The sequence below is a fragment of the Streptomyces sp. LUP47B genome, from assembly GCF_001746295.1.
GTDB lineage: Bacteria > Actinomycetota > Actinomycetes > Streptomycetales > Streptomycetaceae > Streptomyces.
This window is the reverse complement of sequence record NZ_MJAH01000001.1, coordinates 563,441-589,625: the sequence shown is the minus strand read 5'-3', so window position 1 is coordinate 589,625 and position 26,185 is coordinate 563,441. Positions and strand designations below refer to the sequence as shown.

Annotated in this window: 25 protein-coding genes and 1 pseudogene; 16 read left to right on the top strand and 10 right to left on the bottom strand. The window is 68.9% G+C overall.

What is annotated here, in order from left to right; genetic code table 11:
* The first annotated feature begins 268 nt into the window (after positions 1 to 268).
* The 3 genes from BFN33_RS51240 to BFN33_RS02600 all read left to right on the top strand — a co-directional run bounded on the left by BFN33_RS51240 (position 269) and on the right by BFN33_RS02600 (position 3,931).
* Positions 269 to 568: a hypothetical protein gene (locus tag BFN33_RS51240; protein ID WP_141757935.1), complete on the top strand. Its 300-nt coding sequence runs from the start codon at positions 269 to 271 to the stop codon at positions 566 to 568.
* A gap of 1,272 nt (positions 569 to 1,840) precedes the next feature.
* Positions 1,841 to 3,382 carry an MFS transporter gene (locus BFN33_RS02605; RefSeq protein ID WP_176742282.1) on the top strand — a complete coding sequence of 514 codons (1,542 nt, stop codon included), beginning with the start codon at positions 1,841 to 1,843 and terminating at the stop codon, positions 3,380 to 3,382.
* A gap of 51 nt (positions 3,383 to 3,433) precedes the next feature.
* Positions 3,434 to 3,931, top strand: coding sequence for an FBP domain-containing protein (locus BFN33_RS02600; protein ID WP_069758178.1), 498 nt, complete (start codon positions 3,434 to 3,436; stop codon positions 3,929 to 3,931).
* Positions 3,932 to 4,385: 454 nt separating this feature from the next.
* Here BFN33_RS02600 and BFN33_RS02595 read toward each other — a convergent pair whose 3' ends face one another.
* Positions 4,386 to 4,556 (bottom strand): hypothetical protein, encoded by a 171-nt coding sequence (locus BFN33_RS02595; RefSeq protein WP_020121623.1) that lies wholly within the window; start codon positions 4,554 to 4,556, stop codon positions 4,386 to 4,388.
* A 1,013-nt stretch (positions 4,557 to 5,569) separates the two neighbouring features.
* On the bottom strand, positions 5,570 to 6,451 hold the full coding sequence (locus BFN33_RS02590; RefSeq protein WP_069758177.1) for an SDR family oxidoreductase: 882 nt from the start codon (positions 6,449 to 6,451) through the stop codon (positions 5,570 to 5,572).
* An 89-nt stretch (positions 6,452 to 6,540) separates the two neighbouring features.
* Between BFN33_RS02590 and BFN33_RS02585 the strand changes: the two genes are divergently transcribed.
* On the top strand, positions 6,541 to 7,119 hold the full coding sequence (locus BFN33_RS02585) for a TetR/AcrR family transcriptional regulator (RefSeq protein ID WP_069758912.1): 579 nt from the start codon (positions 6,541 to 6,543) through the stop codon (positions 7,117 to 7,119).
* Positions 7,120 to 7,874: 755 nt separating this feature from the next.
* On the opposite strand, the gene BFN33_RS02580 is transcribed toward BFN33_RS02585, so the two are convergent.
* Complete coding sequence (locus tag BFN33_RS02580; protein WP_256122607.1) at positions 7,875 to 8,189, bottom strand: hypothetical protein; 315 nt, start codon at positions 8,187 to 8,189, stop codon at positions 7,875 to 7,877.
* Between the two features lie 596 nt (positions 8,190 to 8,785).
* Between BFN33_RS02580 and BFN33_RS53990 the strand changes: the two are divergent.
* A pseudogene (locus tag BFN33_RS53990) lies at positions 8,786 to 9,120 on the top strand (SAM-dependent methyltransferase); the annotation flags it as partial.
* A 178-nt stretch (positions 9,121 to 9,298) separates the two neighbouring features.
* Here the strand turns inward: BFN33_RS53990 and BFN33_RS02575 are convergent.
* Positions 9,299 to 10,213, bottom strand: coding sequence for an MBL fold metallo-hydrolase (locus BFN33_RS02575; protein WP_069758175.1), 915 nt, complete (start codon positions 10,211 to 10,213; stop codon positions 9,299 to 9,301).
* A gap of 100 nt (positions 10,214 to 10,313) precedes the next feature.
* Between BFN33_RS02575 and BFN33_RS02570 the strand changes: the two genes are divergently transcribed.
* Together BFN33_RS02570 and BFN33_RS49265 are read left to right on the top strand one after the other, a co-directional pair.
* Positions 10,314 to 11,255, top strand: coding sequence for an AraC family transcriptional regulator (locus tag BFN33_RS02570; RefSeq protein ID WP_069758174.1), 942 nt, complete (start codon positions 10,314 to 10,316; stop codon positions 11,253 to 11,255).
* Positions 11,252 to 11,617, top strand: coding sequence for a DUF5133 domain-containing protein (locus BFN33_RS49265; protein WP_079140530.1), 366 nt, complete (start codon positions 11,252 to 11,254; stop codon positions 11,615 to 11,617). The genes BFN33_RS02570 and BFN33_RS49265 overlap by 4 nt, the downstream gene beginning before the upstream one ends.
* Here BFN33_RS49265 and BFN33_RS02565 read toward each other — a convergent pair.
* On the bottom strand, positions 11,530 to 11,868 hold the full coding sequence (locus BFN33_RS02565) for a hypothetical protein (protein ID WP_069758173.1): 339 nt from the start codon (positions 11,866 to 11,868) through the stop codon (positions 11,530 to 11,532). The genes BFN33_RS49265 and BFN33_RS02565 overlap by 88 nt on opposite strands.
* Positions 11,869 to 12,547: 679 nt before the next feature.
* Between BFN33_RS02565 and BFN33_RS02560 the strand changes: the two genes are divergently transcribed.
* On the top strand, positions 12,548 to 13,201 hold the full coding sequence (locus tag BFN33_RS02560) for a hypothetical protein (RefSeq protein ID WP_141757934.1): 654 nt from the start codon (positions 12,548 to 12,550) through the stop codon (positions 13,199 to 13,201).
* Between the two features lie 101 nt (positions 13,202 to 13,302).
* Here BFN33_RS02560 and BFN33_RS49260 read toward each other — a convergent pair whose 3' ends face one another.
* Together BFN33_RS49260 and BFN33_RS02555 are read right to left on the bottom strand one after the other, a co-directional pair.
* A complete protein-coding gene (locus BFN33_RS49260) occupies positions 13,303 to 13,449 on the bottom strand; it encodes a transposase family protein (RefSeq protein WP_079140528.1) in 147 nt (48 codons plus the stop codon).
* A 274-nt stretch (positions 13,450 to 13,723) separates the two neighbouring features.
* Positions 13,724 to 14,266 (bottom strand): MOSC domain-containing protein, encoded by a 543-nt coding sequence (locus BFN33_RS02555; protein ID WP_176742279.1) that lies wholly within the window; start codon positions 14,264 to 14,266, stop codon positions 13,724 to 13,726.
* Between the two features lie 663 nt (positions 14,267 to 14,929).
* On the opposite strand from BFN33_RS02555, the gene BFN33_RS53985 reads away from it, so the two are divergent.
* From BFN33_RS53985 to BFN33_RS02515, 8 genes are all read left to right on the top strand, one after another.
* Positions 14,930 to 15,286, top strand: a complete 357-nt coding sequence (locus tag BFN33_RS53985) for a hypothetical protein (protein ID WP_256122606.1) — start codon at positions 14,930 to 14,932, stop codon at positions 15,284 to 15,286.
* A gap of 712 nt (positions 15,287 to 15,998) precedes the next feature.
* Positions 15,999 to 17,552, top strand: a complete 1,554-nt coding sequence (locus tag BFN33_RS02545; protein ID WP_069758170.1) for an alpha/beta hydrolase — start codon at positions 15,999 to 16,001, stop codon at positions 17,550 to 17,552.
* 605 nt (positions 17,553 to 18,157) lie between these two features.
* On the top strand, positions 18,158 to 18,649 hold the full coding sequence (locus BFN33_RS02540) for a lamin tail domain-containing protein (protein WP_079140526.1): 492 nt from the start codon (positions 18,158 to 18,160) through the stop codon (positions 18,647 to 18,649).
* 834 nt (positions 18,650 to 19,483) lie between these two features.
* Complete coding sequence (locus BFN33_RS02530) at positions 19,484 to 20,410, top strand: serine protein kinase RIO (RefSeq protein ID WP_069758167.1); 927 nt, start codon at positions 19,484 to 19,486, stop codon at positions 20,408 to 20,410.
* Between the two features lie 359 nt (positions 20,411 to 20,769).
* Entirely contained in the window at positions 20,770 to 20,931 is a 162-nt protein-coding gene (locus tag BFN33_RS52990) for a hypothetical protein (protein ID WP_176742278.1), read from the top strand.
* 52 nt (positions 20,932 to 20,983) lie between these two features.
* Positions 20,984 to 21,400 carry a hypothetical protein gene (locus BFN33_RS02525; protein ID WP_069758166.1) on the top strand — a complete coding sequence of 139 codons (417 nt, stop codon included), beginning with the start codon at positions 20,984 to 20,986 and terminating at the stop codon, positions 21,398 to 21,400.
* Between the two features lie 106 nt (positions 21,401 to 21,506).
* On the top strand, positions 21,507 to 22,634 hold the full coding sequence (locus tag BFN33_RS02520) for a PLP-dependent cysteine synthase family protein (RefSeq protein ID WP_069758165.1): 1,128 nt from the start codon (positions 21,507 to 21,509) through the stop codon (positions 22,632 to 22,634).
* Complete coding sequence (locus BFN33_RS02515; protein ID WP_069758164.1) at positions 22,631 to 23,878, top strand: MFS transporter; 1,248 nt, start codon at positions 22,631 to 22,633, stop codon at positions 23,876 to 23,878. Before BFN33_RS02520 ends, BFN33_RS02515 begins: the two co-directional genes overlap by 4 nt.
* Here BFN33_RS02515 and BFN33_RS53980 read toward each other — a convergent pair whose 3' ends face one another.
* From BFN33_RS53980 to BFN33_RS02505, 3 genes are all read right to left on the bottom strand, one after another.
* Complete coding sequence (locus tag BFN33_RS53980) at positions 23,879 to 24,001, bottom strand: hypothetical protein (protein WP_256122605.1); 123 nt, start codon at positions 23,999 to 24,001, stop codon at positions 23,879 to 23,881.
* 181 nt (positions 24,002 to 24,182) lie between these two features.
* Complete coding sequence (locus BFN33_RS02510; protein ID WP_069758163.1) at positions 24,183 to 24,650, bottom strand: hypothetical protein; 468 nt, start codon at positions 24,648 to 24,650, stop codon at positions 24,183 to 24,185.
* Between the two features lie 123 nt (positions 24,651 to 24,773).
* Positions 24,774 to 25,763, bottom strand: coding sequence for a hypothetical protein (locus BFN33_RS02505; protein WP_069758162.1), 990 nt, complete (start codon positions 25,761 to 25,763; stop codon positions 24,774 to 24,776).
* Between the last annotated feature and the right edge of the window lie 422 nt (positions 25,764 to 26,185).

Genomic DNA, 26,185 nt, shown 5'->3' with positions numbered 1-26,185 from the left:
CAAACATCGGAACTCAGTTCACCAGTTGGTCAAGTCAGTTGTGACGTCCTCCGTGGCGACGTGCCAAACCCTTGGCTTCAGATTCCGGCTTCCGCGCACAGCCGGGCGTACGTCTGGCTACAGATGTCGGCCCGGGGGACGAAACCGGCATCGGTGACCTTCCCGATGGAGGTCTTGGTGATCGCGTCCGGCGTGAGCTTGACGAATGGTGGATAGGCGCCCGACTCGGGGGTTCTTCACCTGGTCGGCGACCGCTGGGACGCCCCCGTTGAAGAGCGTGACGGCGAGTTCCGGGGGCGCGCTCGGCCTCCGGTTCGATGTCCTTGCAGACGGTCATGCGCTGGTCACCGGCCAGGATGTGCTGCAGCCCCTGCACAGTGGTGTCCTGGCCGGTGACCGGCACCTGACCGTTGAGACCGTTCCTCTTGAGTACGCCGATATCGGCGTTGGCGATGCCGTCGTTGGAGACGTAGTAGTCGGCGTCACCATTGAAGGTGAACCGGTCGTAGTCGATCGTCCGGACGCCCGCAGCCTTGGCCTTGGTGAGCACCGCCTTGCCCGACGGTGAGTCCGGTTGGTAATCATGAGAACCCGCGCCCCTTCCGCGATCATCTCGTCGACGAACCGCACGAACAGGTCCCGGATGCCGCCGACGTTGCGGATGTCGACCGGTACGCCCGCGTGGTTGAAGACAGCCTTCAGACCTCGGGCGTCCTGCTGCTCCCAGCGCTGGGACCGAGGTGGTGTCGGGCATGACACGCCGAGCTTGGCGCGTCGTTGGACGCCGGTGGCACCGCCGGCGCTTCGCTCGGCCTCCTCCGTATCGGCGGCGCAGCGATCGCGACCCGGTGCACGGCTTCCTTCTTGGGGCCCCGGATGGGGACTGTGCCTATGAACGACCGAGTAGGGGACGGTCTCGAATTAGGCGATCACGCGAGCGGGCTTGGCGAAGCAGACCATCGATTGCATGCGGACGCGGGTCGTGGCGGCTGTCCCCACCGTCGACGAGATACGGCCCGGAACGCCCACGGCCGACGTGGTGATCCTCGACCTGCCCCGGATCACCGAGGAGGCACTGGCCGTCGTGGCCAAGGCCGCCGACTCTGGGCGCCTCTGGTCAGCTCGACCTGGCATGGTTCCCCCACCTCCTGGCCACCATGAGGACCGGTGCACGAGGGCGCATCGGCCGAACTCGTCGTGCTGTCAGACATCGTCAACGGCTTCCCGCCCGTACTCCCGGCCCGGGGTTGGCACCACCTCTTCCCCCAGCTCGGGCGGGCGGCAATTCCGGTCGCGCGCCGGCGTCGATGGGATATCCTGTCCGGGATTTCGCGCGGCAGATTCCCTGCCGCCCCGCTCGGCGCGCTCGGCGTCGACACGCACCGCGTGCCCTGCCCGGAAGGAGGCGAGAGACATGGACCGTGCCGAATGCGTTGCGGCCATAGTTGCCTCCGGCCGTGTGCCCTCCCTCCTCTGCGGCGCGCGGTAACTCTTCCCCCTTCTTGTTTCTTGTCTTCGGCATCTTCCTGAGATGCCGCGTCACGAGATGTCCTGGCCTGCGCGGTTCGTCGCCGCGGGGGCCGCGGGGGCGCGTGCCCGAAGACGGGCCCTTCTTTTGCTGGTCACCGTGATCTCGGCACTCTCCGCCTCAGGACCAGCAAGAGCGCCGACGTGAGTGACACGCGGCTGGTGAGGCAGGCCCCGGGTGCTGTCCGCGGTTCCCGCTGCCCCACCGCCATGCCGTGTCCCCGTGCTGCGTACACCGGCCCGTCGTCACCACTGCGACCGTCCCTGGCCGGCTGTCTCGACAGCACTTCGACACGAAACGTGCGTGATCGCCATGAGCAAGAAACGTCGCGGAGGGGAATCCCTCCCGTCCACCCCTTCCACGGCCACCGACCGTTCCCCGAACCGCGAGGTTCCCACCGCGACTCCGACACCGGATCCGAAGCGCTGGTGGGCGCTGGCCGTCATCGCCCTCGCCCAGCTGATGGTGATCCTTGACGGCACCATCGTGAACATCGCGCTGCCCTCCGCCCAGCGCGCTCTCGGCATGTCGGACGCCGACAGGCAGTGGGTGATCACCGCCTACACGCTGGCCTTCGGCGGGCTGCTGCTGCTCGGCGGCCGGATCGCAGATCTGGTGGGCCGCAGGCGCACCTTCGTCATCGGCCTGGCCGGGTTCGCCGCGGCCTCCGCGCTGGGCGGCGCGGCGGCCGGTCCAGGGATGCTGTTCGCGGCGAGGGCCCTGCAAGGTGCGTTCGCGGCGGTCCTGGCGCCCTCGGCCCTGTCGCTGCTGACGACGACGTTCACCGACTCCAAGGAGCGGGCCAGGGCGTTCGGGGTCTACGGTGCGCTGGCCGGCGGCGGCAGCGCGGTCGGGCTGATCGTGGGCGGTCTGCTGACCGAGTACCTGAACTGGCGCTGGTCCCTGTACGTCAACGTGCCCATCGCGCTGGCCGCCCTGCTCGGCGCCCCGGCCTTCCTGCGCGACCGCTCCGGCCGCCGGGGCGGGCACCTGGACGTGCCGGGCGCGCTGCTGGGCTGCGGCGGGCTAGTCGCCCTCGTGTACGGCTTCAGCGAGGCCGAACCTCGCGGCTGGACGAGCCCGTCGGTGCTCACGCTGCTCCTGGCCGGCGTGATCTTGCTCGCCGCCTTCGTGTGGTGGCAGAGCCGCGCGGCGAGCCCGCTGCTGCCGCTGCGCATCGTCAAGGACCGTGTCCGGGCCGGATCGCTCGCGACGATGGGCTTGGCCACCGTCGGCATGTTCGGTGTCTTCCTGTTCCTGACGTACTACCTGCAGGTCGTCCTCGGCTACCCGCCGGTGCGGACCGGCCTGGCCTTCGTCCCGATTTCGGCCGGCATCGTCATCGGCGCGACCCAGATCGCGGCCCGCCTGCTGCCACGCGCGGCGCCGCGCACCTTGATGTCGTCCGGCATGGTGCTGGCCGCTGCCGGCATGGTGCTGCTCAGCAGCCTGACCGTGCATGCGCAGTACGTCCCGCATGTGCTGCCCGCCCTGCTGCTGCTCGGTCTGGGCATGGGCCTGACCTTCATGCCGGTCTACGCGATGGCCACCGCCGGCGTGCCCGCGCAGGACGCCGGTGTGGCCTCGGCTGTCCTCAACACCGTTCAGCAGATGGGCGCCTCGCTGGGCACCGTACTGCTCAACACCATCGCCACCGGCGCCGCCAGCCGTTACCTCCACTCGCACTTGCACGATCCGGCCCACGGCGGCGCGACCCTCAACGAAGGCATGGTGCACGGCTTCTCCGTCGCCTACTGCTGCTCGGCAGGCGTCCTGCTGCTCGCCGCCCTGGTAGCGGGCCTCACCGTACGGCGCAAGACGCCGAAGCGCGCCGGAAACGCCGCACCGGCCTAGCGAGCCGGAGTCGAGTCCCGCCACCGGCCACCTCACCCCGAAGGATCCTCCATGAAACCCCTGACCGAGCACGACATCCGTACCTCGTTCGTCAACTGCTCGAAGGGCGAGGCCAAACGCCTCCCCCTGCCCAAGAACCTGGCGGACCTCGACCACTGGGACGACCTGGACTTCCTGGGCTGGTTCGATCTGTCCGCGCCCGATCGCAGGTATCTCGTCGTCGAACGCGCCGGTGAACTCGTCGGCCTGTCCCTGCGCTTCGCTTCCGCCAACCGCGGCTTCCTGCGCCGCAGCCTGTGCTCGCTGTGCCTGACCACGCATCCCGGCAGCGGCGTCTCCCTCATGACCGCCCCCAAGGCAGGCCCGGCCGGCCGCGAAGGCAACTCGGTGGGCCTCTACATCTGCGCCGACCTGGACTGCTCGTTGTACGTACGGGGCAGGAAGAAGGCGGCACCGGGCGGGCGCATGGAGGAGTCCCTCACTGTCGAGCAGCAGATCGAGCGCCTGCGCGGCAACCTCGACGCGTTCGTGGAGCGGGTCTTCCACTGAGGCCGGCAGGGGCTCGACGGCTATCGTCGCCGAGCCCCTGTCCACTCCTTGAACCGCCGTCTCCTCGCGGCTCCTCCGGTCTCACGCGCCGGACCTCAGAGGACGTTTGAAGTAGGCAGATTATTGCCCTTGATGTCCTAGTGCGTTCCTCGCCTGGTGGGCCTGGTCTCGTCCGTTATGCGCCTGGTGAGGTTGTCGACCGAGGTGTGATGTGGATCATTGTGTGAAGAACGAAGACCTGGACGCCCTGCTGACCGCTCTGTACGAGAGGATCGACGACGATTTGGGCGGCGGAGCGATGGATGTACTGAGTGGCCGGGCCCCAGCCATGAGGATCGGCTCCGGGAAAGGTGGTAGTTCCACTGTTCACCCGGCGAGACGTACTGATCCGGGACATGCCTGTGGGCTCCGGTGTCATCCGGAGCCCACAGGCATGCCGCTGATGGGTGGTGGATTACCAGCGATACCAACGGCCCTTGCGGCCGCCCGTGTCGGCGGAGCGCATGACGAAACCGAGCAGCCACACGACCAGCACGATGACCGCGAGCCACCACAGTGCCTTCAGCGCGAAACCCGCGCCGAAGAGGATCAGAGCCAGCAGAAGAACGACAAGCAGGGGAACCATAGTTATCAACCTCCGTCGCTCCTCGTGCCCGGCGAATGCCAGAACACACGGTCGATTTCCCTGGTTTCTCCACCGCTCATGCGGGCACTGGGACTCAGTTTCTCCACGGCGTCCACCTCACCGCCGGACCGAGTTGAACGCAGAGTGGTCGCCGGTACCAGCGGTGCGTGACATGTTCGGAGTCTTCCGCTGGGGCACGATCGATGAGCCCGCGGGTCTGCTGCGGTCCACCCGATCGGCCCAGCCTGGTGGCCGGATGGCGGGGCACTGGCACGGGATGCCCCGGGGCGTGTTCTTCCTGCCGCGCCGGGCTGGGTCGGTCGGTGCCGCAGCCCCCCGAGTCTGCTGCGGCACCGACCTGGCCAACTGTCCGCGCCCGTACGGACCGTGAAGTGTGAGCGTGGACGCGGCGACCACCGGCCGGATAAGGGTTGGCTTACAGCAATTCGCGGATCTTCGCCGTCCGCCGGGCGGCGAAGATCCGCTGTAACCGTATCCTCGCCGACTTCGCTCAGAGAGCGGACATCGCCATCGAGCTGTTGGCCCGCCACGCCGTTGTGGAGGCCGTGGACGAGAAGGGGAACACGCCGCTGTGGCGGGCGATGTTCCCAGTGCCGGGGCGATGCGGCCGCGCACGATGTGCTGCGAGAAGCGGCGACGACCCGGATCGGGTGAACGCGCATGGAGTCAGTGCGCGACAACTGGCGGGGCGGATCGCGAACTGAGACGTCGCGAGGCATGTGAACTGGTAGGCAGGGGCGCACGGTGCGACCGGCGGCCGGCACTGTCCGGAGAGCCACTACGACCTCGCCCACCAACAACCGGGCCTTATCAAGACGCTCATCAGCCGCGCGACGTGAGACCCTCCGACGGACACGAGGGTCCGTGCCGAGTGCGTTCGGAACTGTCATAGTGTCGCGACCGTTGCCCGAAGCCGGTGCTCGGACAACGAAGATCATGGCCGGGAACGGGGGCGCTTCGCCACGGGCCTGCCCGAACGTCCCGGTCGCCGGTCAGCGCTGGATGTTCTCCAGGTCCTCCAGAAGGCTGGGGAGCTTGGGCTCCCAGCCGAGCGCCTGCCGGGTGTACGTGCTGGACGAGGGCTGGTCGCTGGCGAAGATCTGGCCGAGGGGGCCGAAGGTCTCCGCCGATACCGACTCGACCGGCAGGCCCAGCCGTCGGCCGATGACCGTGGCGATATCGCGAACCTTGTCCCCCTCGTCGGCCACGGCGTGCCAGGACGTACCCGCTTCCGCCTGTTCCAAGGCGAGCCGGAAGAGGACTGCCGCGTCGAGCGCGTGCACGGCGGGCCAGCGCTGTGCGCCGTCACCCGGGTAACCGGACACTCCGCTCCGCCGGGCGATGCCGGTCAAGAGGCCGGCGAATCCGCCGGAGCCCTGGTTGTGAACCGTGCGCGGCAGGCGTACGGCGCTGCTGCGGACCCCGCGCGAGGACAGGCCCAGGATCGACGTGACCGCACGACTGCGACCGCCGACCGGCCCCTCGGTCATCAGCGGGTCGGCCTCGGTGGAGGCGCGGCCGGGTACGTAGGGCGTACCCGAGCAGGTGACGAGGGGGCGGTCGCTGCCGACGAGTTCCTCGCCGAGGGCCGCGAGGGCGGCACCCTCCTCCGCGACCGACTTCGCGAGGGTGTCGGGGCTGCTGAAGTCGTGGTCGAACGCGAGGTGGATCACCCCGTCGGCCCGGGCGGCGCCGGCGCGAAGGGTGTCCAGGTCGGCGAGGGCTCCCCGGACTGGCTCGGCACCGGCCGCCTTGACGGCCTGCGCGGATGCGTCGGAGCGAGCGAGTGCGAGGACGGTGTGGCCGTTGTCGAGCAGTTCGGCGACGACAGCGGAACCGATCAGGCCGGTGCCGCCGGTGACAAAAACGCGCATGGCAAATTCCCTCAAGAAGTGATGGGACTCTTGTCCCATCACTCTAGCGCAGTGATGGGACAAGAGTCCCATCGCCTAGGATGGTGACCATGGCCAGATGGGAACCAGGCGCACGCGAACGCCTCGTCGTGGCTGCCGTCGACCTGTTCACCGAGCAGGGCTACGACGCCACGACGGTCGCGCAGATCGCCGAGCGCGCAGGAGTCACCAAAAGCACCTTCTTCCGGCACTTCCCCGACAAGCGCGAGCTGCTGGTGGCCGGACAGGAGACGCTGAGCCGACTACTGGCCGAGGGGATCGCCGACGCGCCCGCCGACGCCAGCCCGCTAGAGGCGGTCGCCGCCGGCCTCGAGCGCGCGTCGAGCGCCATGGGCGCCATGAGCCGCGAACTCGCGCCTCGCCTGAAGGCGGCCGTCGCCGCCAGCGCCGAACTCCAAGAGCGCGACGCCCTCAAGAGCGTCAGCCTCGCGGCCGCGATGACGACCGCACTGATCGCCCGCGGCACACCCGACCCGACCGCGGCCCTGGCGGGAGAACTGGGCCTCCTCGCCTTCAAACGCGGATACGCCCAATGGTCCGAGACCGGCCCTGACGCCAAGGACGAGCTCGCCGGGTACGCCTTGGCGGCCCTGGACGAACTGCGCGCAGCGAGCGCCTCGCTGGGCTGACCGGCGACCCCAGCCCTTCACGGAACTGCGGCCAGAGCCTGGGAGGGCGGATGACGTGCAACGACTTCCGACGACGGAGTTCCGCCCCACAGGATCTTGAGCCCAGGCATGGATGTCGGAGGGCGACGATGGAACAGCCGCGGATACGCCTAGGCGGCGGTGATGTGTGGGTGGAACTGGCTCGGACCGGTGGGGACAACTGGCAGATCACCGCAGACTGGATCTCCTACCTGACGGCTGACTTCACCGCAGATCTCAGCGCTGCGGAGACTATGGACTTCGCAGCCCGGATGCTCTCACCTGCGCACTCCGTCGGGTGTCCGCTTTTCGGCGGCGGTGACTCCGGGCGGCGACAATCCGCTGACGCTGAACGCGGAGCCAGTCGGGGACGCTTTCGCCTTTTTCGTGCGCCTGACCCCCAACGGCGACGACACCGCGTGTCAGTTGCAGATGGAGATCGATCCGATCGCCACGTTGGAACTTCGTGAGCATTCCATGCACTGCACGCGGCGCTGGTGGTGTGACCGCCCGGAGCGTTTTGGTCAGCCGGCGGTCGTGAGTGAACGTCCGCCCCAGCGGATGCCTTTCTCGCTGCGGATGTGGGGCCGTTCTTCGCGTTCGGCGGCCAGGACGTCGCGGCGGCGGGCGGGACGACCCGGTCGCCGGTCTCGACGGTCCGATTAGAGGACCGTGTCCTGGAGGCCGTAGACCGCCCCTTGGGAGAGGGAACGATGAGACACGGTGGCTTCCTCACATCATGATGTGGTGTGGCGCAGCCAGCGCTGCAGGGTGGTGTTGATGCTGGAGGGCAGGGCGCTGAGCTGGTCGATTGCGTCGCGGTCCTCGGGAAGCGGCGGGACACCGGCGGCAGTCAGTGCGGCGTGCAGGGCCAGACGGTGCTGGTCGCGGGGGTCGGTGAGGATGCTGAGGCGCTCGGAGGGGTTGGGCGGCGGCAGCAGGTAGTCCATGTCCTGCCCGGCTGGGGCCGGAGGCCAGGCGCTCTCCGCCGGCTCGGCGGCGTAGAGGTCGACGAAGGCCTGCGGCGTGTGGTGTTCAAGGGCGATGCTCACGTCGGTCTCCTCCAGTAGCGGGTGGATGTGCATGGGAAGAGCGGCACGCGGCCATCTGCGGTTGCGGCTGCCGGGCGATGTCACGCCGATGGCGTCATCGGCGGCTCATCTTCTTCTCCGACTGGCTTCATAAGTGAGAGAGGGTTCTGGCTCGCTTCGAAAGCCGTAAGGCAGGCGCTGAGGCAGGACGCCCGGGTGGCAGGCGTTGGCGCTGCGCCACCGGAAATAGGCGGGGCCACCAGGCGGGCGTGCAGGCTCTGCCACGCAGACTCGCCCTCGGTTCTGGAACTTCGTCCCCTTTGGGCGGAGGACCGGCGGCGGGTCGGTCCGGGCGCCGGCCGCGTGCTGCCAACCGCGCCACGATGGGCCCGGAGCGGCTCGCCGCCAAACTGACCGCATAAGAACTCCTGCCGAAATGTTCTTAAGGTGGCTGGATCACTCCGGGGCTGATGATCCGGGGTGCGTGGTGGATCGGCCGAAGCCGTGGGAACGTGGCGACGAGTTGTGGGCGGTTCACGCTCCGCTGGGGAGAACGTAAATGCGTCGACAGCGCCCCTCGGCCCCCGGCAAAGTGGCCGCCCGCGACGCGCAGTGAACTGTGGACCCGTGCGACCGCCGACCGCTACGACGCCGAGGGAGGCCGAAGCGACCTCGGCTGCCGTCCTCGGACCGGCTCTCGCCTTCCTTGCCGAACTCGCCGGAGACGGCCGGGCACTGGAGTTCGCCATCGGAATCGAACGAGTGGGAGTCCCGCTCCGGGAACGCGGCGTTCCGTTAGTGGGCCATCGAACTGTCCGAGCGCATGGCAACCGTCCTGCGGCACAAGATCGACGAGGACACGCTCCCGATAGTCATCGGAGACATGGCCACCACCGTCGTTCCCGGTGAGTTCGCCCTGGTCCATCTCGTCTACAACATCATCAAGAACCTGCATGATGACCTGATGGCTGGCATTGTTTCAGGTATGTCTTCGCCCAGGTCACGACCTGTCCGGCATAGGCGGAGCCGGCCCAGACGATGGTGATCTCGAGGTGCATCAGCCGCCATCTATGGGCGGATGCCTCTGGCCTCGCAAAGGTCGCGGCCCGTAGTTGCTGTGACTGACGCGACTACTCCGTACCGTAGGCCGCCCACCGCCCGAGGGTGAACGCGTCGCCCTCTCGCCGGACTTCCACGGCACCCGCCCCGCCGAAGTGTGCGGGGATGACCAATTCCCCTTCGTCTGCGGCTCGTTGGAGGATCCGACGGCGGCTGGCCACTGCTTGTTCCGCATCAAGGCAGAAGCAGCTGTTGCACGAGGGCGTGAGGATCTGCACCGGGCTGTGCAGCAGATCGCCGACGAAGACCGCCCGGTCGCTCCCGGATGCGAGCCGCAGTACGGATGAGCCGGGTGTGTGGCCTGGCGCAGACTCCAGAGTGAGGTGTTCATCGATGCGGTGGGTGCCGTCCCACAGGACGGTCTGTCCCGCCCGGTGGACGGGCATGATGCTGTCCTCGTAGATCAGCCGGTCATCCTCCCGCAGGCCGTTCCCGTACGAGTTGTCCGGTCCGAAGTGGAAGTCGTCCGCGGCCGGGATGAGATACCGGGCGTTGGGGAACGTGGACTCCCACCCACCGTCCACACCGACAGTGTTCCAACCGACGTGATCACCGTGGACGTGGGTGTTGACGACGACGTCCACGTCATCCGGCCGGACTCCTGCCCGCGCCAGCCGGCCGAGGAAATCGCCCTGCCAGTGGTGGAACTGCGCCGAGCCGGGCCGCTCGCGCCCGTTCCCCACCCCGGTGTCGACCAGGACGGTCCGTCCGCCGCTGCGCAGCACCCAGGTCTGCAGCGCCACCACCGCCCGGTCGCTGTCCGGTTCCCAGTGATCCGGCGCCAGCCAGCCCTCGTTAACCTTCCACACCTGGGCGCCGGACTCCGGAACCAGGCCGCGTGCCGGCGCGAACGCCCCTTGCCACTCGACGACTCGGATGACCTCGACATCGCCGAGCATGATGCTCTGCAGGCTCTCGCTCTTCATACGGTCGACTCTAGGAAGGGCGGATGAGCCTCTCAATGCCTGTTCGACTCATTCAGATACGCATCCACCTCACCATTGACGCTGTCGGTAGTCTGGCTTGATGGATGTGGTGAGCGACGCAGTCTCGGCAGTACGCGTCGGTCGGCCTTCCTCAAACCGGGTGCGGGTGAGCGGGAGCTGGTGCACGCGCCTCGCCCCGTACGACGGTGCGGGCTTCCACGTGATCCTGGAGGGCAGTTGCTGGCTGCTGCCCGACAGCGGCTCGCCAGTCTCACTCGGCGCGGGTGACGTGGTGCTGCTGCCACACGGCACAGGGCACGTGATCGCCGACGCCCCCGCCGATGCGACGACCGTGAAACAGGCGGTGCCGTTCGAGCGATGGCTCGATGACAAAGGGCCGCGCCGGCCCCTAGCCACCTCTGGCGAGGTGCAGATGCTGTGCGGCAAGTACCGGCTCGACCGCAGTCGCATGCACCCGCTCATGGCGGAACTGCCGAAGGTCGTGCACCTGCCGAACCGAGTGGGCGCCCATCCCGAACTGCGCGCCGCCGTCGACCTGCTGGGCCACGAGCTGGCCACACAGGGACCCGGCGCCTGCATCGCGGTACCCAGCCTGCTCGACCTCCTCCTCGTCTACATGATCCGCTCCTGGGCAGCCCAGGGCACGGGCGGCACCTGGCCGACCGTACTGGGCGACCCCGTGGCGGCCGCTGCCCTACGCGCGCTGCACTCGGACCCGGCCGCCCCGTGGACCAACGACCGTCTGGCCGCCGAGGCAGGCGTGTCCCGCGCCACCCTGGCCCGCCGCTTCACCACCCTGGTCGGCCGGCCGCCGATGGCGTACCTCACCTGGTGGCGCCTGACCTTCGCCGCCACTCTGCTGCGCGACACCCCGGACCCCCTGGCCGCCATCGCTCGCCGCGTCGGCTACGGCACCCCGTATGCCCTCTCACACGCCTTCAGTCGAGAATTCGGTACTACGCCGGGGCAGTACCGGGCACAGGCAGCGGAGCGATCGGTCTCCACTGATGAACCCGCCTGATCACACAGACCCGTCAAGAGATCAGGCGCCAGCTGGAAGACGCGTCGTACACGCTGTGTGTGGTCACCAGCACCCGCCAGCTGGATACCGCGCTGAACGTGGCCCGGGACCGGCATGGAGCACGCGGTATCTACGCGGCCACCCTGGTGGTCCAGGCGCTGACCACGGTCGGCTTCACCCTGCGCGATCCGAGCACCACTGGCGGCTGCGGCTACGGAAAGCCCCGGCCTTCGTGTCTGCACGCAGGGCCGGGACTTTCGGGGCGAGGTGGGGGTCAGATGCTGACGCAGATCCCGTCTTCGATCGACCGGCCGTCGCGCTCGAGGCCGCCGCACACCAGCTTCGCGTCTTGCTGCTCATAGCCCACGACCCACCGGTGGGATGCGGCACTGACCTTCCGGGAGTGGTAGTTGCCCCAGTAGGCGCGAAGCTTTCCCGGGAGGCCGTCCTTGGTCTGGACCGTGATGTCCTGGACGTAGCGGTTGTGGTGTGCCGTCATGACGCAGATGTACCTGCCGCAGTGACTGTGCACGCCTGCGCTGGCCGGGGTGGCGGCGAGCAAGGAGAAGGCGATTGCTGCGAGAAGGGCCACGAGCTTCTTGGTAGGAGACATGGCCTGCTTAACGATCAAGAGGGCAGACGGTAACGGTCGACCATCGGCCCGCCGTGCTCATCAACCGGCATGAGGCATTGCCGGCACCATCCCGTGCTGGATCAAGGTCGAATGGCTACTTGTAACGCTCCAGTTTGCTGTCACGGGACATCGATGACCCCTCGCAGCGCAGGTTGAGCGTACTTGGCCCGTCACAGTCGGTCTGGTCCGAATCTCGGATGATCTGGTCGGTTCGCTTGTGACCTGAGGCGATCTGGTTTCTGGCGTCGAAGCAGGTCACCGGGGGAAGTCGAGGGGCAGTCGGCGTCCGCCCTCCCACCGGGGGTGAACACCTGAAGAAGGCGCCTGAGCCGGTCGCGGCTATGATCCGCATCTTCGAGCGATGGGGGATCTGGTGGGGATATTTCGGCGCGGAGAGCGTCGGGAGGGGGTGGACGTGCCGCGCGACGGGGAGTTCGCGCTCCTGTCTGAGGCGGAGGCTGCCCGGTTGCGTACCTTTGTTCGTGAGGCCTTCGCAGAGCGCGGCATCGAGGTAACGGGCGAACCGGGACGCGTGACCACGGACTCGGGTTGGCGCTTCGGCCTGTCCAATCTCGCGGCCGTGTGCCACAACGACAGCCGTGGCCCTCGGTGCTGGCGGAGCTTGGTGGACGAACATGTTGACCGGGTCGTCCGTTCGATGGATGGAGCGCAGGCTCTCAGGGCCCTGCCGCACGAACGGCTCCTGGCCCAGCTCTACCCGCGCTTCATTCCCAGCGAGCCCGCGCTCCTGAAGGCGTTCGGGTACGGTCCCCCATCGGTCCCGGGACTGCTGGAGGTGCTGGCGCTCGACCTCCCGGAAACCGTCGACATGCTGACCGCGGACTCCCTCTCCGACCTGGGTGACATCACGGCCCTTCGGGACCGTGCGTTCCAGAATCTACGGGCCGTCCGCGTTGACAAGCACAAGGTGGTCAGGGACAAAGACGGCTCCCACTTCGACGTGCTGATGGGGAGCTCGTACTTCATCGCGAGCCTTGCCCTGGTCCTCGACGAGGTCGCACGCCGCTGTACCAAGCACGCCCCGGCGCGGGACGGAATCCTGGTCGCGCTGCCGCACCGGCACCAACTCGCCTTCCACGTCATCCGCGACAGGAGCGTGGCCGCCTCGCTGCACACCATGGCCCGGTTCGCCGCCGTGGGCTTCGAGCAGTCACCGGGCGCGCTGAGCCCCACGGTGTTCTGGTGGCACGAGGGCAGCTTTATCCAGGTCGCCACGCAGGACCACGCCGGCCGGCACATCAGGCTCACCCAGAAGGCCATGGACCTGGGGGCACGCTTCGCGGGCGGATAGCGAGGCCTGGCTCGACACATAGCCTCGCAGTCACTGCGAGTCGTCACCGGCCAACCACGTCGATTGAGACGATAGGCACCATCCGCCGGCGACGGACCGGATCACGTGAGATTCGAGGGGGGTCGGTCGGGGATGGCGAACCCGCGCTCCGCCAGGAGCGGGCGGATCTCGCTGATGGCGCGGCCGATGGTTGAGGAGCCCACGTCGTAGATCACGCCGAGAGCCTCGTGGGTGAGGCCGGTGCGCAGGTGAACCGGGCGGCCAGCAGCCGATCAGTGAAGGCGAGTTCGCACTTCGGCCCGGCCCCGGCCTGCCGTCAGCGCGCACCCGGCGCCGCTTGTGCCGCGCGGACTCGCAGCGCGCTTCCCAGCGTGGGGCGAGCTCTTCGATCAACTCTCCGAGATGTTGGTGCGCGACGCGGCAGAAGGCAGCATGGGGCCATGGCCGTGCGGGCCTGCTTGATCTTCACACCTCAAGAACCCGCGCGGCCGTCGTCATGTCACGGCCTGCCCGAAAGGCTGGTCAGACGCGGTCCAGGGGTCGGTGCGGACCGCTGGGAAGTTCCCTTTCGATCGTGTCGCCAGGGCACACCACGCCGCTTTCCCTCACGACGCTCATGATTCCGGCTTTGCGCACGATGTTCCCCGCCTCGTCGCGGCCGACGACCTGCTTCAGCAGCCCGTCCTGGAAATTGTCGATCTGCAGGCAGGGATTGCGCAGGCCGGTGACTTCCAGGACTGCGGAGTCACCTATGTACAGCAATGTGCCGACCGGTAGCCCGAGCAGATCGATGCCGCACGTGGTGATGTTCTCGCCGAGTGCGCCGGGCGTCACCTTGAACCCTTCTTCACCGACCTCGGTGAAGAGCTCTTCATGAATGAGGTGGACCTGGCGCAGGTTCGGCTGGGTGGGATCCTGTGCGACACGCGAGCGGTGCTTGACCGTCACACCCGCGTGAACGTCTCCCTCCACACCGAGCCCGGCGAGTAATCTGACGCTGTCCCGGTTCGGCTTGGTGAACGAGTACTCCCCGTTGCTGCTGACCGCCGTCACTCTCCCGCTCATACCGCAGAACCCCCTCGTCGGTAACCGTCATCAGCCACGAGCCTAGCTCTGGCCCTGAAGGCGCAGCACCCCAGATCTAACGCGGGTGGGGCCGTTAGGCGTGCAGTCCCGGGAGGTCGGAAATCGCGGCCGCGAGCAGCAGTCAGCAGCGGCTCCAGGGATCTCAGGCTGCTCCGCCCGCGGCGAGCAGCTCGCGTTCCGTGGGACTCCGGTGTTTCCACCTGGACGGCGAAGGAACGCGAGACCGCGCCCCGGAAGGCGCTGGGCTTCTAGACCCAGCGGAAGGCCACCAGGGAGTGGTCCAGCACGAGTCGGGCCTGACCTATGGCGATGAGCCGTTCGTACCGGGCGAATCCTTCTGCCGTCGTAGGCCACCAGTTGGGGCGCGTGCAGCATGACCCGTACTGTCCGTCCGCTCGTACGGTTGCTGTTGAATGAGCGGAGTGAATGAGGCTGCTGCTCTTCGACTTCGTCAGGCCGTCAGGCGTACTCGCGTCGTCACCCGTGAACGTGTCGCCACGGGGCGTGGCTTGGAGGAAGCCGATGACGTCGCCGGTACGTTCGCCACGGACGGTCCGCTTGGCTTCGATCCGATCTTTTTCCTTCGGGCCCTTGCACTAGGCTGGTTCTCAAGCGGTCGTCATAGGACAGGTCGCGGGCATCATGCATGGCTCGACGGAGCTGACCGGCGACCTCGACCTGTTGTGGGACGGCCCGCCTGAGCAGGCACACGCGCTGCGCGATGCCCTGGCTGCCGCGAGCTGCACACATCTGCCCGACCTTGGCCAATCTCAGGTGGCCTACCGGGTAGCCAGTGCCAGCGGCGACTTGTGCACACCTGCTCTGCCCTGGGGTGACATGGATACTGCCTCCTGCCTGGCCCGGGCGGTGAGCGCCCGCGATCCGGCAGGCTTCACCATCCGCTACACCGCCTTGGACGACCTGATCCAAATGCGGCGTGCCCTCGGCCGCCCCAAGGACCGCCGCCGTGCGGACGAGCTTGCGCGGTTGCGTCCATGAGCTTGTGCAGATGTGTTTGCCAGCAGTGAGTTGATCGCGTTCTGCGGCGCCCTCGGGGCGCCTGGTCGTCTTGCCACGTCATGGCGTGCGGGCGGGGCTCGGTTCCTGGATCCAAGTGAGCACCTCAGGCCGGGCGTTGATGATTTCGGTGTACGGGTTGGGAAGTGCAGGTGCGGGGAGGTTCCGAAACTCCCGGCGGAGCCGGGCCCGGCTTGGTCGGCTCTCCCCGGGGCGGCTGAGATCGTCGGCGGTCTTTCTGGCGAGCGTCAGCTGGGTGTGGGCGGCGATCACGAGCCACCTCCGCCGGTGCTCAGCTTCGGGGACGCGTCCAGCCGAGTGTCTGCTTGATCATGCGGAAGGTGTGCTCAAGGTCGAACCATCGCAGGATTGCCTGCCGGCGCAGGTCGACGTCCTCGCTGCTCATACCGGCCTTCGAAGACCACAGTCAGAGAGGCAGCGGGCATGAGCGGCCGGGCAGGTGATCGACCTGGAGACGGATCGACGTGTCTTCGAGAACGGGAGTTCACGCTCGTGGCCGATTCATGCGGAGTGCTGTGACCGCATACGTTCACCGGGTTGGTGACCGTGACGCCAGGAGCTGAGCTGCTGTCGGAGACGGCTTGTACTCTGCATTTATTCGACGGTCGGACGATCACGGACACGGGCAAGCGGGCACGGGGCGGGCGTCCAGGGGCGGAGCGCGGGGATTTCGATGAGTGACGCACCTCCGATACGAAGCCGCAGAACGGGCCTTTCGGTCGGTGTGTGGATTCTCGCCGGGGTCTTCCTGGCTGTGTTCGGGGCCGTTGGCGCCTGGCTCCAGCGCGACGCTCCCGGCCGGAGTGCGGAGCCGCGTACGGAGTTCACCGCGAACAACCCGCCCGCCGGTCTGCCCACCGCGCTCACCACCGGCCAGCACCTTCGTTGGTCCCGCTGCACCTCGCCGCCCACTGCGCGCATGGGCTACGACTGCGCCGCCATGAAGGCCCCGCTCGATTACGGGAAGCCAGATGGCAGGACGATTGACGTCGCCCTGATCCGCCGTAAGGCCACCGGTTCGAACGCCCGGCGTATCGGCTCGCTCGTCCTCAACTTCGGAGGCCCCGGCGTATCCGGCGTGAGCGGATTACCCGAACGCCTCAACCAGTACAAGCCGCTCCTCGACCGCTACGACCTGGTCTCCTTCGACCCGCGCGGCGTTGGCGCGACCATCCCCGTCCGCTGCGGCAAGAACGCGGACGACACCGGCTACGACGGGGCCGACGCCTGCGCCGAGCACTCCGGGGCGCTCCTCCCGTACATCGGCACCTCGCATACCGCGCGAGACCTCGACGTGATGCGCTACCTCCTCGGCGACGAGCGGCTGCACTACTTCGGCGTCTCGTACGGAACGGCGCTCGGCGCGGTCTACGCCCACCTGTACCCATCACACGTCGGACGGCTCGTCCTCGAAGCGTCCGTCGATCCGACCGAGGACCTCGATGAGGAGCAGGTGTCGCAGGTCAAGGCGGTCCAGGCGGCGTTCGATCGGTTCGCTGCGCACTGCGCGGCCCGTATCCGCCAGTGCCCGACAGGCGACGGGCCCGAGGAGGCCGCGCGACGCATGGTGCGCCTGGCCGACCGCCTGGAGAAGACGGCCGCCCCGGCCGGCGGCGGAAGGAACCTCGACGCCGATGACCTCGCGTACACCGTCAGTGACTATCTCGACCTCGGCACAGACGGCTGGTCGCCGCTCGCCAAGGCGCTCACCGCGCTGATCGACCACAACGACGGCGGTCCGCTGAGCAAGGGCGCGGACGACATCGGCTCGGCCGACCGCGCAGCGACCCCGCGCGACAGCAGCCGCGCCGCCCGGGTCGCGATCACCTGCGCGGACTCCAACCTGCGCCCTGACTTCGAACGCCTCGACAGGGACAAGGCCCGCGTCAAAGCCGCCTCACCCGTCTTCGGCGCGGCCTGGTCCACTGGCGTCTACCTCTGTTACGACTGGCCGTTCGACGGCGAACGTGCCACGCCCCAGGTGAATGCCGATGGCGCGGCTCCCGTCCTTGTGGTCGGCGGCACCGGCGACCCGACTACCCCGTATCCCGGCGCCCGCCACATGGCCCGCGCCCTGGGCGACGGTGTCGGCGTGCTCCTGACGGCCGAGGAGGAGGGCCACGGCACATACCCGCAGAACCGCTGCGTCGCTGAGGCGGTCGACAAATACCTCCGCACGGGCCGCACTCCGGCCGTGGGGACGGTGTGCCGGGGCAGCATGTCCTGAGGCCCGTACGGATCGGCCGGGCGGCCGTCAGCACACTGATTCGTTCGCAGATGTGCACCAATCACGGCCCGGTCCGAGACCGCCTTTGGATGGGTGCCGGTGCGGTGGTCGGGGCAGAGCGGCCGGACGATGCGCAGGCGGGCTGCGAGGTCGCTCCGGACGGCCTTGGCCACAGCGACGTGAATCCCCGGCGCACGATCTCCTGCCGTGCGCGGTCGAGTTCCCGTATGCCAGGGTGCGTGGCGCCCGGAGGGCCTGTTACGCACTTTCGGGTGACGGCCTGCCAGGGACTGGGGTGGCGCGCTCCGGCGAACACGGGCGAGGGACCAAGGCGCATACCGGTCGATGATCTGACGTGGCGTCAACATGGTGCGTTCGCGGCATAAATGGACAATGCATCCAAGAGTCACAGCAATGTGGATGACCAGTAACGGACCGTCCGTATTGCGTTCACAACCTGCACGGCACGGCCATGGTGTGGATGTGCGGCCAACCGGCCGCCACCCGCACACCGCACCAGCCCGTTCCACCGGCCCCGCTGCAAGGGGTCGTCCGGGACAGGGCGGGTGCTCGTACAGCCTGGGGGCTTTGTGTCTTCTTCCACGGTGACCGCCCGTCGTCTCTCCGCCGCCGTGCTGTCGGCCGCCGCGATCGTCGGGGCGGTGGCGCTGCCGGCGTCGGCGGCCGACCACGCCCGGCCCGACCGGACCAAGGTGGAGATCAGCGCGGTCCAGTACGACGCACCGGGCCGTGAGGACCGCTCGCGGCGCTCGCTGAACAAGGAGTGGGTGGAGCTGTCCAACACCTCTCGCCGCACCGTCAACCTCGACGGCTGGACCCTGAAGAACGAGGACGGCGACACCTACACCTTCGACCACTACCGCCTCGAGGGCCGCGCCACGGTCCGTATCCACACCGGTTGGGGCCACGACACCGACAGCGACCTCTACATGGACCGCCACAACGAGGTGTGGGACAACCGCTCCGACACCGCCACCCTGCGCAACGACCACGACCGCTTCGTCGACGACGAGTCCTGGGGCCGCCACCACCGCGGCCACGGCGGTCACCACCACGGCGGCAACCGCCACCACTGACCTCCCGGGCATCCGCCACAGCAGGTGATGCCCGCAGGGCGAGGCGACAGCGCCCCGACCGGCTTGCCCGGTCGGGGCCATCCGCTTGTGGCCCGCCACTGCTCGAGTCAGGGCTCGGGCAGACCGATGCGCACGGGGGCTTCTTGCCGCCGCCAGATGGACTTCATCGGGGTGGACTATGTGTCGTGTCTCTAGTGCGAACCACACAGGCCGACGCTGACCGAGGTCCGTAGGCGATCCGGTTGTGACAGCTGGTGAAGACGAGGGTGTCGTCGAGGGCCTCGGCCAGAGCGGTGCTGGCGTTGGTCGCGACGCCCACCGCCATGAGGAGGATGGCGACCGGCAATCGCAGCGGTAGCGCGTCCCACCGGCGGCGCGCCCGCGCGGGGACCGCCTGACGGGTCGTGACCCCTGACACTGGGCGGGGCACGCGGAGTTGATGGGCGTGCGCACTGTTCGGTAGGTGCGGGCCGCTGTCAGGGTGCCCGATGTCCTGACCGTGCGGGACCAAGAGGTACGGATATCGCGGCCTGCGAACTTTTTTCTGGTCGGGATGTCGACCACGACGACCACGCGGGCATACGGCGGGGCGTCCGACGACGAGCAACAGGTCGAGCCCGGGCCGGAGGATCACACCGGAAACCGACGGCACCGCTAAGGCTGCGCGACGTGGGCCGGCTTAATTCGGTTGCCGCCCCCCGTGTCCGACCCCCACCATGGGCGAGCCACCGGGAGCTGCCCGGTGCTCCACGAGAGGAGGCATGACCGTGACCGTGACTGTCCTCGGCCTGCCCGCAGACCGCCTCTCTCTCGCCTCATGGAGCACCTCCAGCGATGTCTCACGACCATCCTCAGTACCCGGCATTTCCTGACGCCTTCAGCACCGACGCCGACCGCTACGTCCCGCCGTCGCGCGACCTGGGCGACATCGACGACCGGTTCGTCTTCGACTTCCGTTCCTACGACGATCTCGCCGACGGCCAGCGCTGGTCCACCTGGCTCAGCGTCGAACCCCTCTCCCGAGGCCCCGAGCCGCTCCCGGACTGGGTGGTGACCTCGCAGGGCGCGATCGACACCGAGCTCGGTGTCCTCAAGACCGGCAAGGAGGCCGACGTCCACCTCGTCGAGCGGGCCGACCCGCTCGACCCCGCCGGTGGCGTGGTCATGGCGGCCAAGCGGTACCGCTCTCCCGAGCACCGGTCCTTCCACCGCGCGGCCTCCTACACGGAGGGCCGTTCGATGAAGCGCTCACGTGACGAGCGCGCCCTCAAGCGGAAGAGCACCTTCGGCCGGCAGGTCGCGGCCGGCGAGTGGGCGGTGTCCGAGTGGGGCGCGCTGGTGCGGCTCTGGAATCTGGGGCTGCCGGTTCCCTATCCGGTCCAGATCGACGGCACCGAGATCCTGATGGAGTGGATCACGGTCGTCGACGAGGACGGCACCGTCGCGACCGCGCCCCGGCTCGCCCAGGTTCGGCCTTCACGTGAGCTGCTGGCGGTGTACTTCGAGCAGCTGACCGATGCGCTGGCGACGATGGTGCAGAGCGGTGTCGTCCACGGCGACCTCTCGGCGTACAACATCCTGGCGGCGGACGAGCGGCTGGTCATCATCGATCTGCCGCAGATCGTCGATCTGGTGGGCAACCTCAACGGAATGGACTTCCTCCAGCGGGACTGCGCCAACATCTGCGGCTGGTTCCGCTCGCGTGGCCTTGAGGTCGACGAGCACGCGCTGTTCGCAGAGCTGATGGCGCACGCCTTCTGAACCTGGGTGGGCCGTTTCTGACGGCTCTTGAGCTCTCACCGTGCCCGCCCTCGCCGTCCAGCTTGTTTCCGCCGCCCGCCCTCGGCTCCTACAGCGCCGAGCGGGCGGCGGCCAAGGCGACCGGCGGCCGAGTGCGTGACCGAGGGCCTCGGCAGCTTGGCCGCTCTCCCGGCGCAGGACCCCGTCGACCTCGCCCTCGGCCAGTTCACCTCCCATGCCATCTGCGACAGCGGCAGGGCGATGAAAAGCCGCAACGCGGTCGGCTGACCGGATTCGTCACCAAGGACGGCGTCAGCTGGTGCCTGACGCGGCCCTCCCATCTCCTGCTGCGCCCCGACGGCCGCTCCAACAAGGTCGAGATGTGCAGCCTCGATGCTTCCACCGTCGGCTCGTGGGTGACCGCCACCGGCACCTGGATCCCCGAGGGGAAGTTCGCCTCGGACGAAGCCTGGCCGCCCGTGCTCGGCCAGGCGTCCGGCAATCAGGTGACGCAGCCGGAGAATTCGTACGAGAAGCGGTAGTCCCGAGCAGTCGGTGAGTTGCTCATCGTAATCAATCGATTACGTTGAGTTCGTGATCGGTGTGCGAGTGAGCGGACATCCGAGGCGGGCCGGCCTCCTGCTCGGTCTCGTGCTGCTGACCGTCGCCCACCTCGTGGGGGCCGTTCACGGCTCCGCGTTCGAAGGGCCCCATCTGAACGCCGTCGCGGACGTCGCACCCGTCGGTGTCCAGGAGACAGCGGACAGCGGCAGATTCACCCCGCATCCCGGTCATCACCACCACTGGGACGGTCACATCGATCACGCGGCGGACCGGCCGCGGACAGCCTCCCCCGACGACACCGTCCCGCCGTCCGTGCCTGACGGACTCGCACTCCCGCAGGCCCGCGTCGGCACGGGCGGCGCAGCACCGCGTGACCCGCCTGGCACCAACTCCCCATCCCCGTACGGCCGCTCGGCCCTCGCGCTCCACTGCGTCTGGCGTCAGTAGGACCGCCCGCACGCCCTCGCCCTCACCGGCAGGGGCGTGCCCGTGCGTCCACCGAACCGCCAGCACCGCGCCTTGCCCTACGCAGGGCGCGAAGGAGCCGTATCCCATGCATCTCTCCCTGCTCGAACCCCTGCCCGCGCACGCACCTCTCCCGGCCCTCGCCCGCCGCTCCGCCCAACTCGTCGGCAACACACCGGTCCTGTGGATCGACACTCCCTTCGCCCCGGTCGGCCGCGGCTTTTACGCCAAGCTGGAGGGCGCCAATCCCGGCGGCATCAAGGACCGTCCCGGCCTGCACATGGTCCGCGAGGCCCGTAGGCGCGGCGACCTCGTGCCCGGCGCTCCGATCATCGAGTCCTCCAGCGGCACCCTCGGCCTCGGCCTCGCCCTGGCCGGACTGACGTACGGCCATCCGGTCACCGTCGTCACCGACCCCGGCATGGAGCCGTCGATGCTCCGCCTGCTCACCGCGCTCGGCGCGGACGTCGACCAGGTCGACGTTCCGCACCCCCAGGGCGGGTGGCAGCAGTCCCGCCGCGAGCGGGTCGCCGAACGTCTCGAAAGGACCCCGGGCGCGTACTGCCCGGACCAGTACCACAATCCCGACAACGTGGCCGCCTACCGACCGCTGGCCGCCGAACTCGTCGCCCAACTCGGGCGCGTCGACGTCCTCGTGGCGGCCGTGGGTACCGGCGGCCACTCCGCCGGTACGGCCGCCGTCCTGCGGGAGTCCTTCCCCGGCCTGAGGCTGATCGGCGTCGACGCGGTCGGTTCGGTGATCTTCGGCCAGCCTGTCGCACCGCGGCTGATGCGTGGCCTGGGCTCCAGCATCCATCCTTCCAACGTCGACTACGACGCTTTCGCCGAGGTCCACTGGGTCGCTCCGGCCGAGGCGGTGTGGGTCTGCCGACAGCTGGCCCGGCACCAATGCGTCTCCGGCGGCTGGAGCGTGGGCGCGGTCGCCCTCGTCGCCGGATGGGCAGCACGGGCGTATCCGCCGGACACCCGTATCGCGGCGATCTTCCCCGACGGGCCGCACCGCTACCTGGAGACGGTCTACAACGACGCCTGGTGCCGCGACCACGCCCTGCTCGACCGGGAGCCACCCGCCGAGCCCGACGAGATCACCGCCCCCGACGAGTGTGTGGTGACCGGCTGGACCCGGTGCAGCCGGGTCCGCGATCCGCTGGGGCGCGCCGGGCGGACGGACGCGAAGGCGGGTGTCGCCCGGTGAAGCGGCTGCGCGCCCAAGTGGTGTCCTTCGATAGCCCTGCCCGTCTGTTGATGGTCAACCAGTTCGCCATCAACCTGGGCTTCTACATGCTGATGCCCTACCTCGCCGACCACCTCGCCCACGGCCTGGGTCTCGCCGCCTGGACGGTGGGCCTGGTGCTGGGCGTGCGCAACCTGTCCCAGCAGGGCATGTTCCTGGTCGGCGGCACCCTCGCCGACCGCTACGGCTGCAAGCCGATGATCCTCGCCGGGTGCGCCCTGCGTACGGTCGCGTTCGGGCTGCTGGCGGTGGCGGCGAGTCTGCCCGCGCTGATCGTCGCCTCGGCGCTGACCGGACTGGCGGGCGCGCTGTTCAACCCGGCCGTCCGCGCCTACCTGGCCGCCGAGGCGGGGGAGGAGCGGCGCGTGGAAGCGTTCGCCGCCTTCAACGTCTTCTACCAGGCCGGCATCCTGGTCGGCCCGCTCGCCGGACTCGCCCTGCTGGCCTGGGACTTCAGCGCGGTGTGTGCGGTGGCGGCACTCATCTTCGGCGCCCTGGCCGTCCTCCAGACCCGCGCCCTGCCCTCCCGGCCACCGGCCGGCCGCAGTGCCGAACCCGCCTGGCGGGCGGTGGCCGCCGACTGGCGCACCGTCGCAGCCAACCGGCCTTTCCTCCTCTTCACCGCAGCGATGACCGGCTCGTACGTCCTCGCCTTCCAGGTCTACCTCGCCCTCCCGCTGCGCGCCCGTGAACTCTTCGGCGCACAGACCGGGTTGGTGACCGGCGCGGTCTTCGCCGTCTCGGCCCTTGCCGCCCTGTCCGGGCAGCTGAAGCTGACCTTGTGGGCGAAACGGAACCTGCCCGGGCCCCGGGCGATCGTGTGCGGGCTGGCGGTGATGGGGATCGCGTTCCTGCCCTTGCTCGTCAAGCCGTACGACACACTCGTCGGCGTAGGCGCGCTTGTCCTGTGCGCCGCCCTGCTCGCCTGGGGCGGGGCGCTGCTCTACCCCTTCGAGATGGACACCGTGGTGCGGCTCTCCGGGGAACGGCTCGTGGCCACGTACTACGGCGCCTACAACACCGCCTCCGGCATCGCGATCTCCCTGGGCAATCTGGCCGTCGGGGCGCTGTTCGACACGGGGGAGCGGTGGTTGCCGTGGGCGGTGCTGGCGGCCACCGGGCTGGTGTGCGCGGGGCTGGTGGAACGGCTGCACCGAACGGGCTGTCTCCTGCCACCACCTGGCGCTGTGCCGGTATCGGCATAGTCACGGTGGGCGCTGCTCGGCGGCTTCGGTGATCAGCCGTGCCTCGTCGGCCGGTAGGGGGAAGATGGCCGTGACCGCCCGGATGTCCGACGTCGACCAGGCCCCCGTGTCGACGACCGTCACCGCCGTCGACCCTTGCCGTGTCGCCGGCCGCCCGCAGCCTGCGCCGGGGTCGCGTCATACGCCGGTCGTCAGCGTCAGGTCGCCGGGCACACCGGCGTCGAGCCGGTCATGACGGCACGGCCCGCCGGCGCGATGCCGACGGGCCGTGACCTGATACGGAATTACGGCTGGTGCAAGGGCTTCAGCTGATGAAGGAGCCCGGGGCGCAGGCGCTCGAGGTCACCCAGGCGTGCGACTCGATGCTGTTGTTCATGTACACGCCGTTGGTGTAGCGGTTCCGGCCGAGGTCGTCCACGTACTTCTCGCCCGGCAGGAGGCAGCCGTACGCCCTGTCGTCGTACCCCCCGAGGTAGTAGAAGGCCACGACGTCCTTGCCGCCGACGAATCCGCTGTTCATGACCGACGAGGCTCGGTTCACGTCGGAGCCCTGGAAGGGGCCGGCGCTGTCGCCCCACTCGGGGTCGTTGCCGGGGGTGACGCCAAGGAGCGTCCCGCCGCAGTCGGTGCCGTCCCAGGCGCGGACGTTGCCGTCGCGGCCGTGTGCGTTCCAGTTGGCGTTGCAGCCGGGGCCCGCGTGGGCGGCGGCCGGGAGGGCGATGCCGAGGGCCGCGAGGCCCAGGGTGGCGAGGGATACGGTCAGTTTGCGCATGACGGATTCCTGTTCTGCTTCCGCCTCGTGGGAGGCGTGGGTGGAGTGACAGTCCGCGAGCGTCGTCGCGGAGTCCGTCCGTGACGCGGGGTCACGGAAGTCTGGGGGCCGGCGCGGCCCGGATCAGGTGCGAGCGGGGACCATGCGCTCGGCGCGGGTGAGGGCCTGCTGCTGCATCCGCAGGTGCGCGTCGAGGGCGTGGCCGTACTTGGCGGTCAGTTCTCCGACGTAGTGGGCCTCGCGCTGCTCGCCGATCGAGCGGAGGGAGACGGAACGGGCGCAGGTGGCGTCGGCGACCGCGATCCGGGTCTCGTTCGCGAAGGTCCTGGCCTCCTCGGCCCGGGTCTGCTCCGCGCTGTGCTCGCGCGTGGACCGGCGGGCCGCGTCGGGGTCGGGGAAGGGGTGGCCCGCCTTGCTCATACAGCGCGACCAGGCGCCCACCGCGCTCTTGAACTCCTTGTCGCGCAGCAGCTTGCCCACGTACAGGGGGCGCAGGTTCCTGACGGTCACGTCGGCGCGGAACCATGCCGCCGGATCGCCGTACAGCATCTTCTCGGCCTGGCCGGCGCAGCCGCCGGACTGCTTGGTGATCGTGCCGCCGGACGGTGTCCGCGACGTCAGCAGCACGGCGTTCCGGTCGCCGTCCATCGCGATGTCGTAGGCCTTCTGGCGTGAGTGGGAAAGGGACTTGCGGTAGGCGATGTTGGGGTTGCGCAGGCGAGCGCGGTCGTCCTTCGCCATGATTCGGCTGCCGTAGCCGTGGCTGCGAGCCCAGTCGACGTCGTCCTGGACGTAGCCGACGGGCCGGCTCTCGTCCAGGCTCAGCGGCTTTTCCTCCCAGTAGCGGAAACCCTGTTTCCTCATGCAGCGCGTGATCAGGTGCTGCTCGGCGTCGGAGATCCGCAGGTCCTGGGCGTAGGTGAGTTTCTCGCCGGTCGCGGCGGCGTCGGCCCTCGCGGCCGGTGAGGTGCGTTGGGCCGCGTCGGTGTCCGCCGTGCAACCGGTCAGGACGAGCGAAGCCAGCGCGGCGATCGCGCCCACGGTGGTGATCGCGCGTCGCGTGCTGCGTCCGTGCGGTACCACCGTCCGGCGTGGGGCGTCGGTGCGCTTCATCGGCATGCTCCCGTGGCGAGGTCGAACTGGCTTGGTCTTACGTGTCGTTGACGCTGCGGGAGGCACGTCCGTATGACCCTCGGACCACGGTTTTCTTTCTCGCGTGAACGGTCATACGGGGCGGGCGCGAGAGCCGTCCACTCTGCACGCCCACCTGGCTTGCGTAGCGCTCTGGGCCTGACGGAGGCTCTCGACTGTCCCGAGGGGGGGGCGGAGTCGACTCCACGCAACGGGGTGCAGTTCTTCGCCCGGCGAGGCGGTCTGTGCCCAGCCAGTGGTGGATTACCGCGCGTCTGAGCCGTACCTGTGCCGGCGGCGCCCGTGACCTACTTGTACAGGCTGCTTCACCAACTTCCGCAAGGGCACGACCCGCAACAGCCCACCACGCCCTGCGACTTCGCGGCGCGGTTCACCTCTGGCCC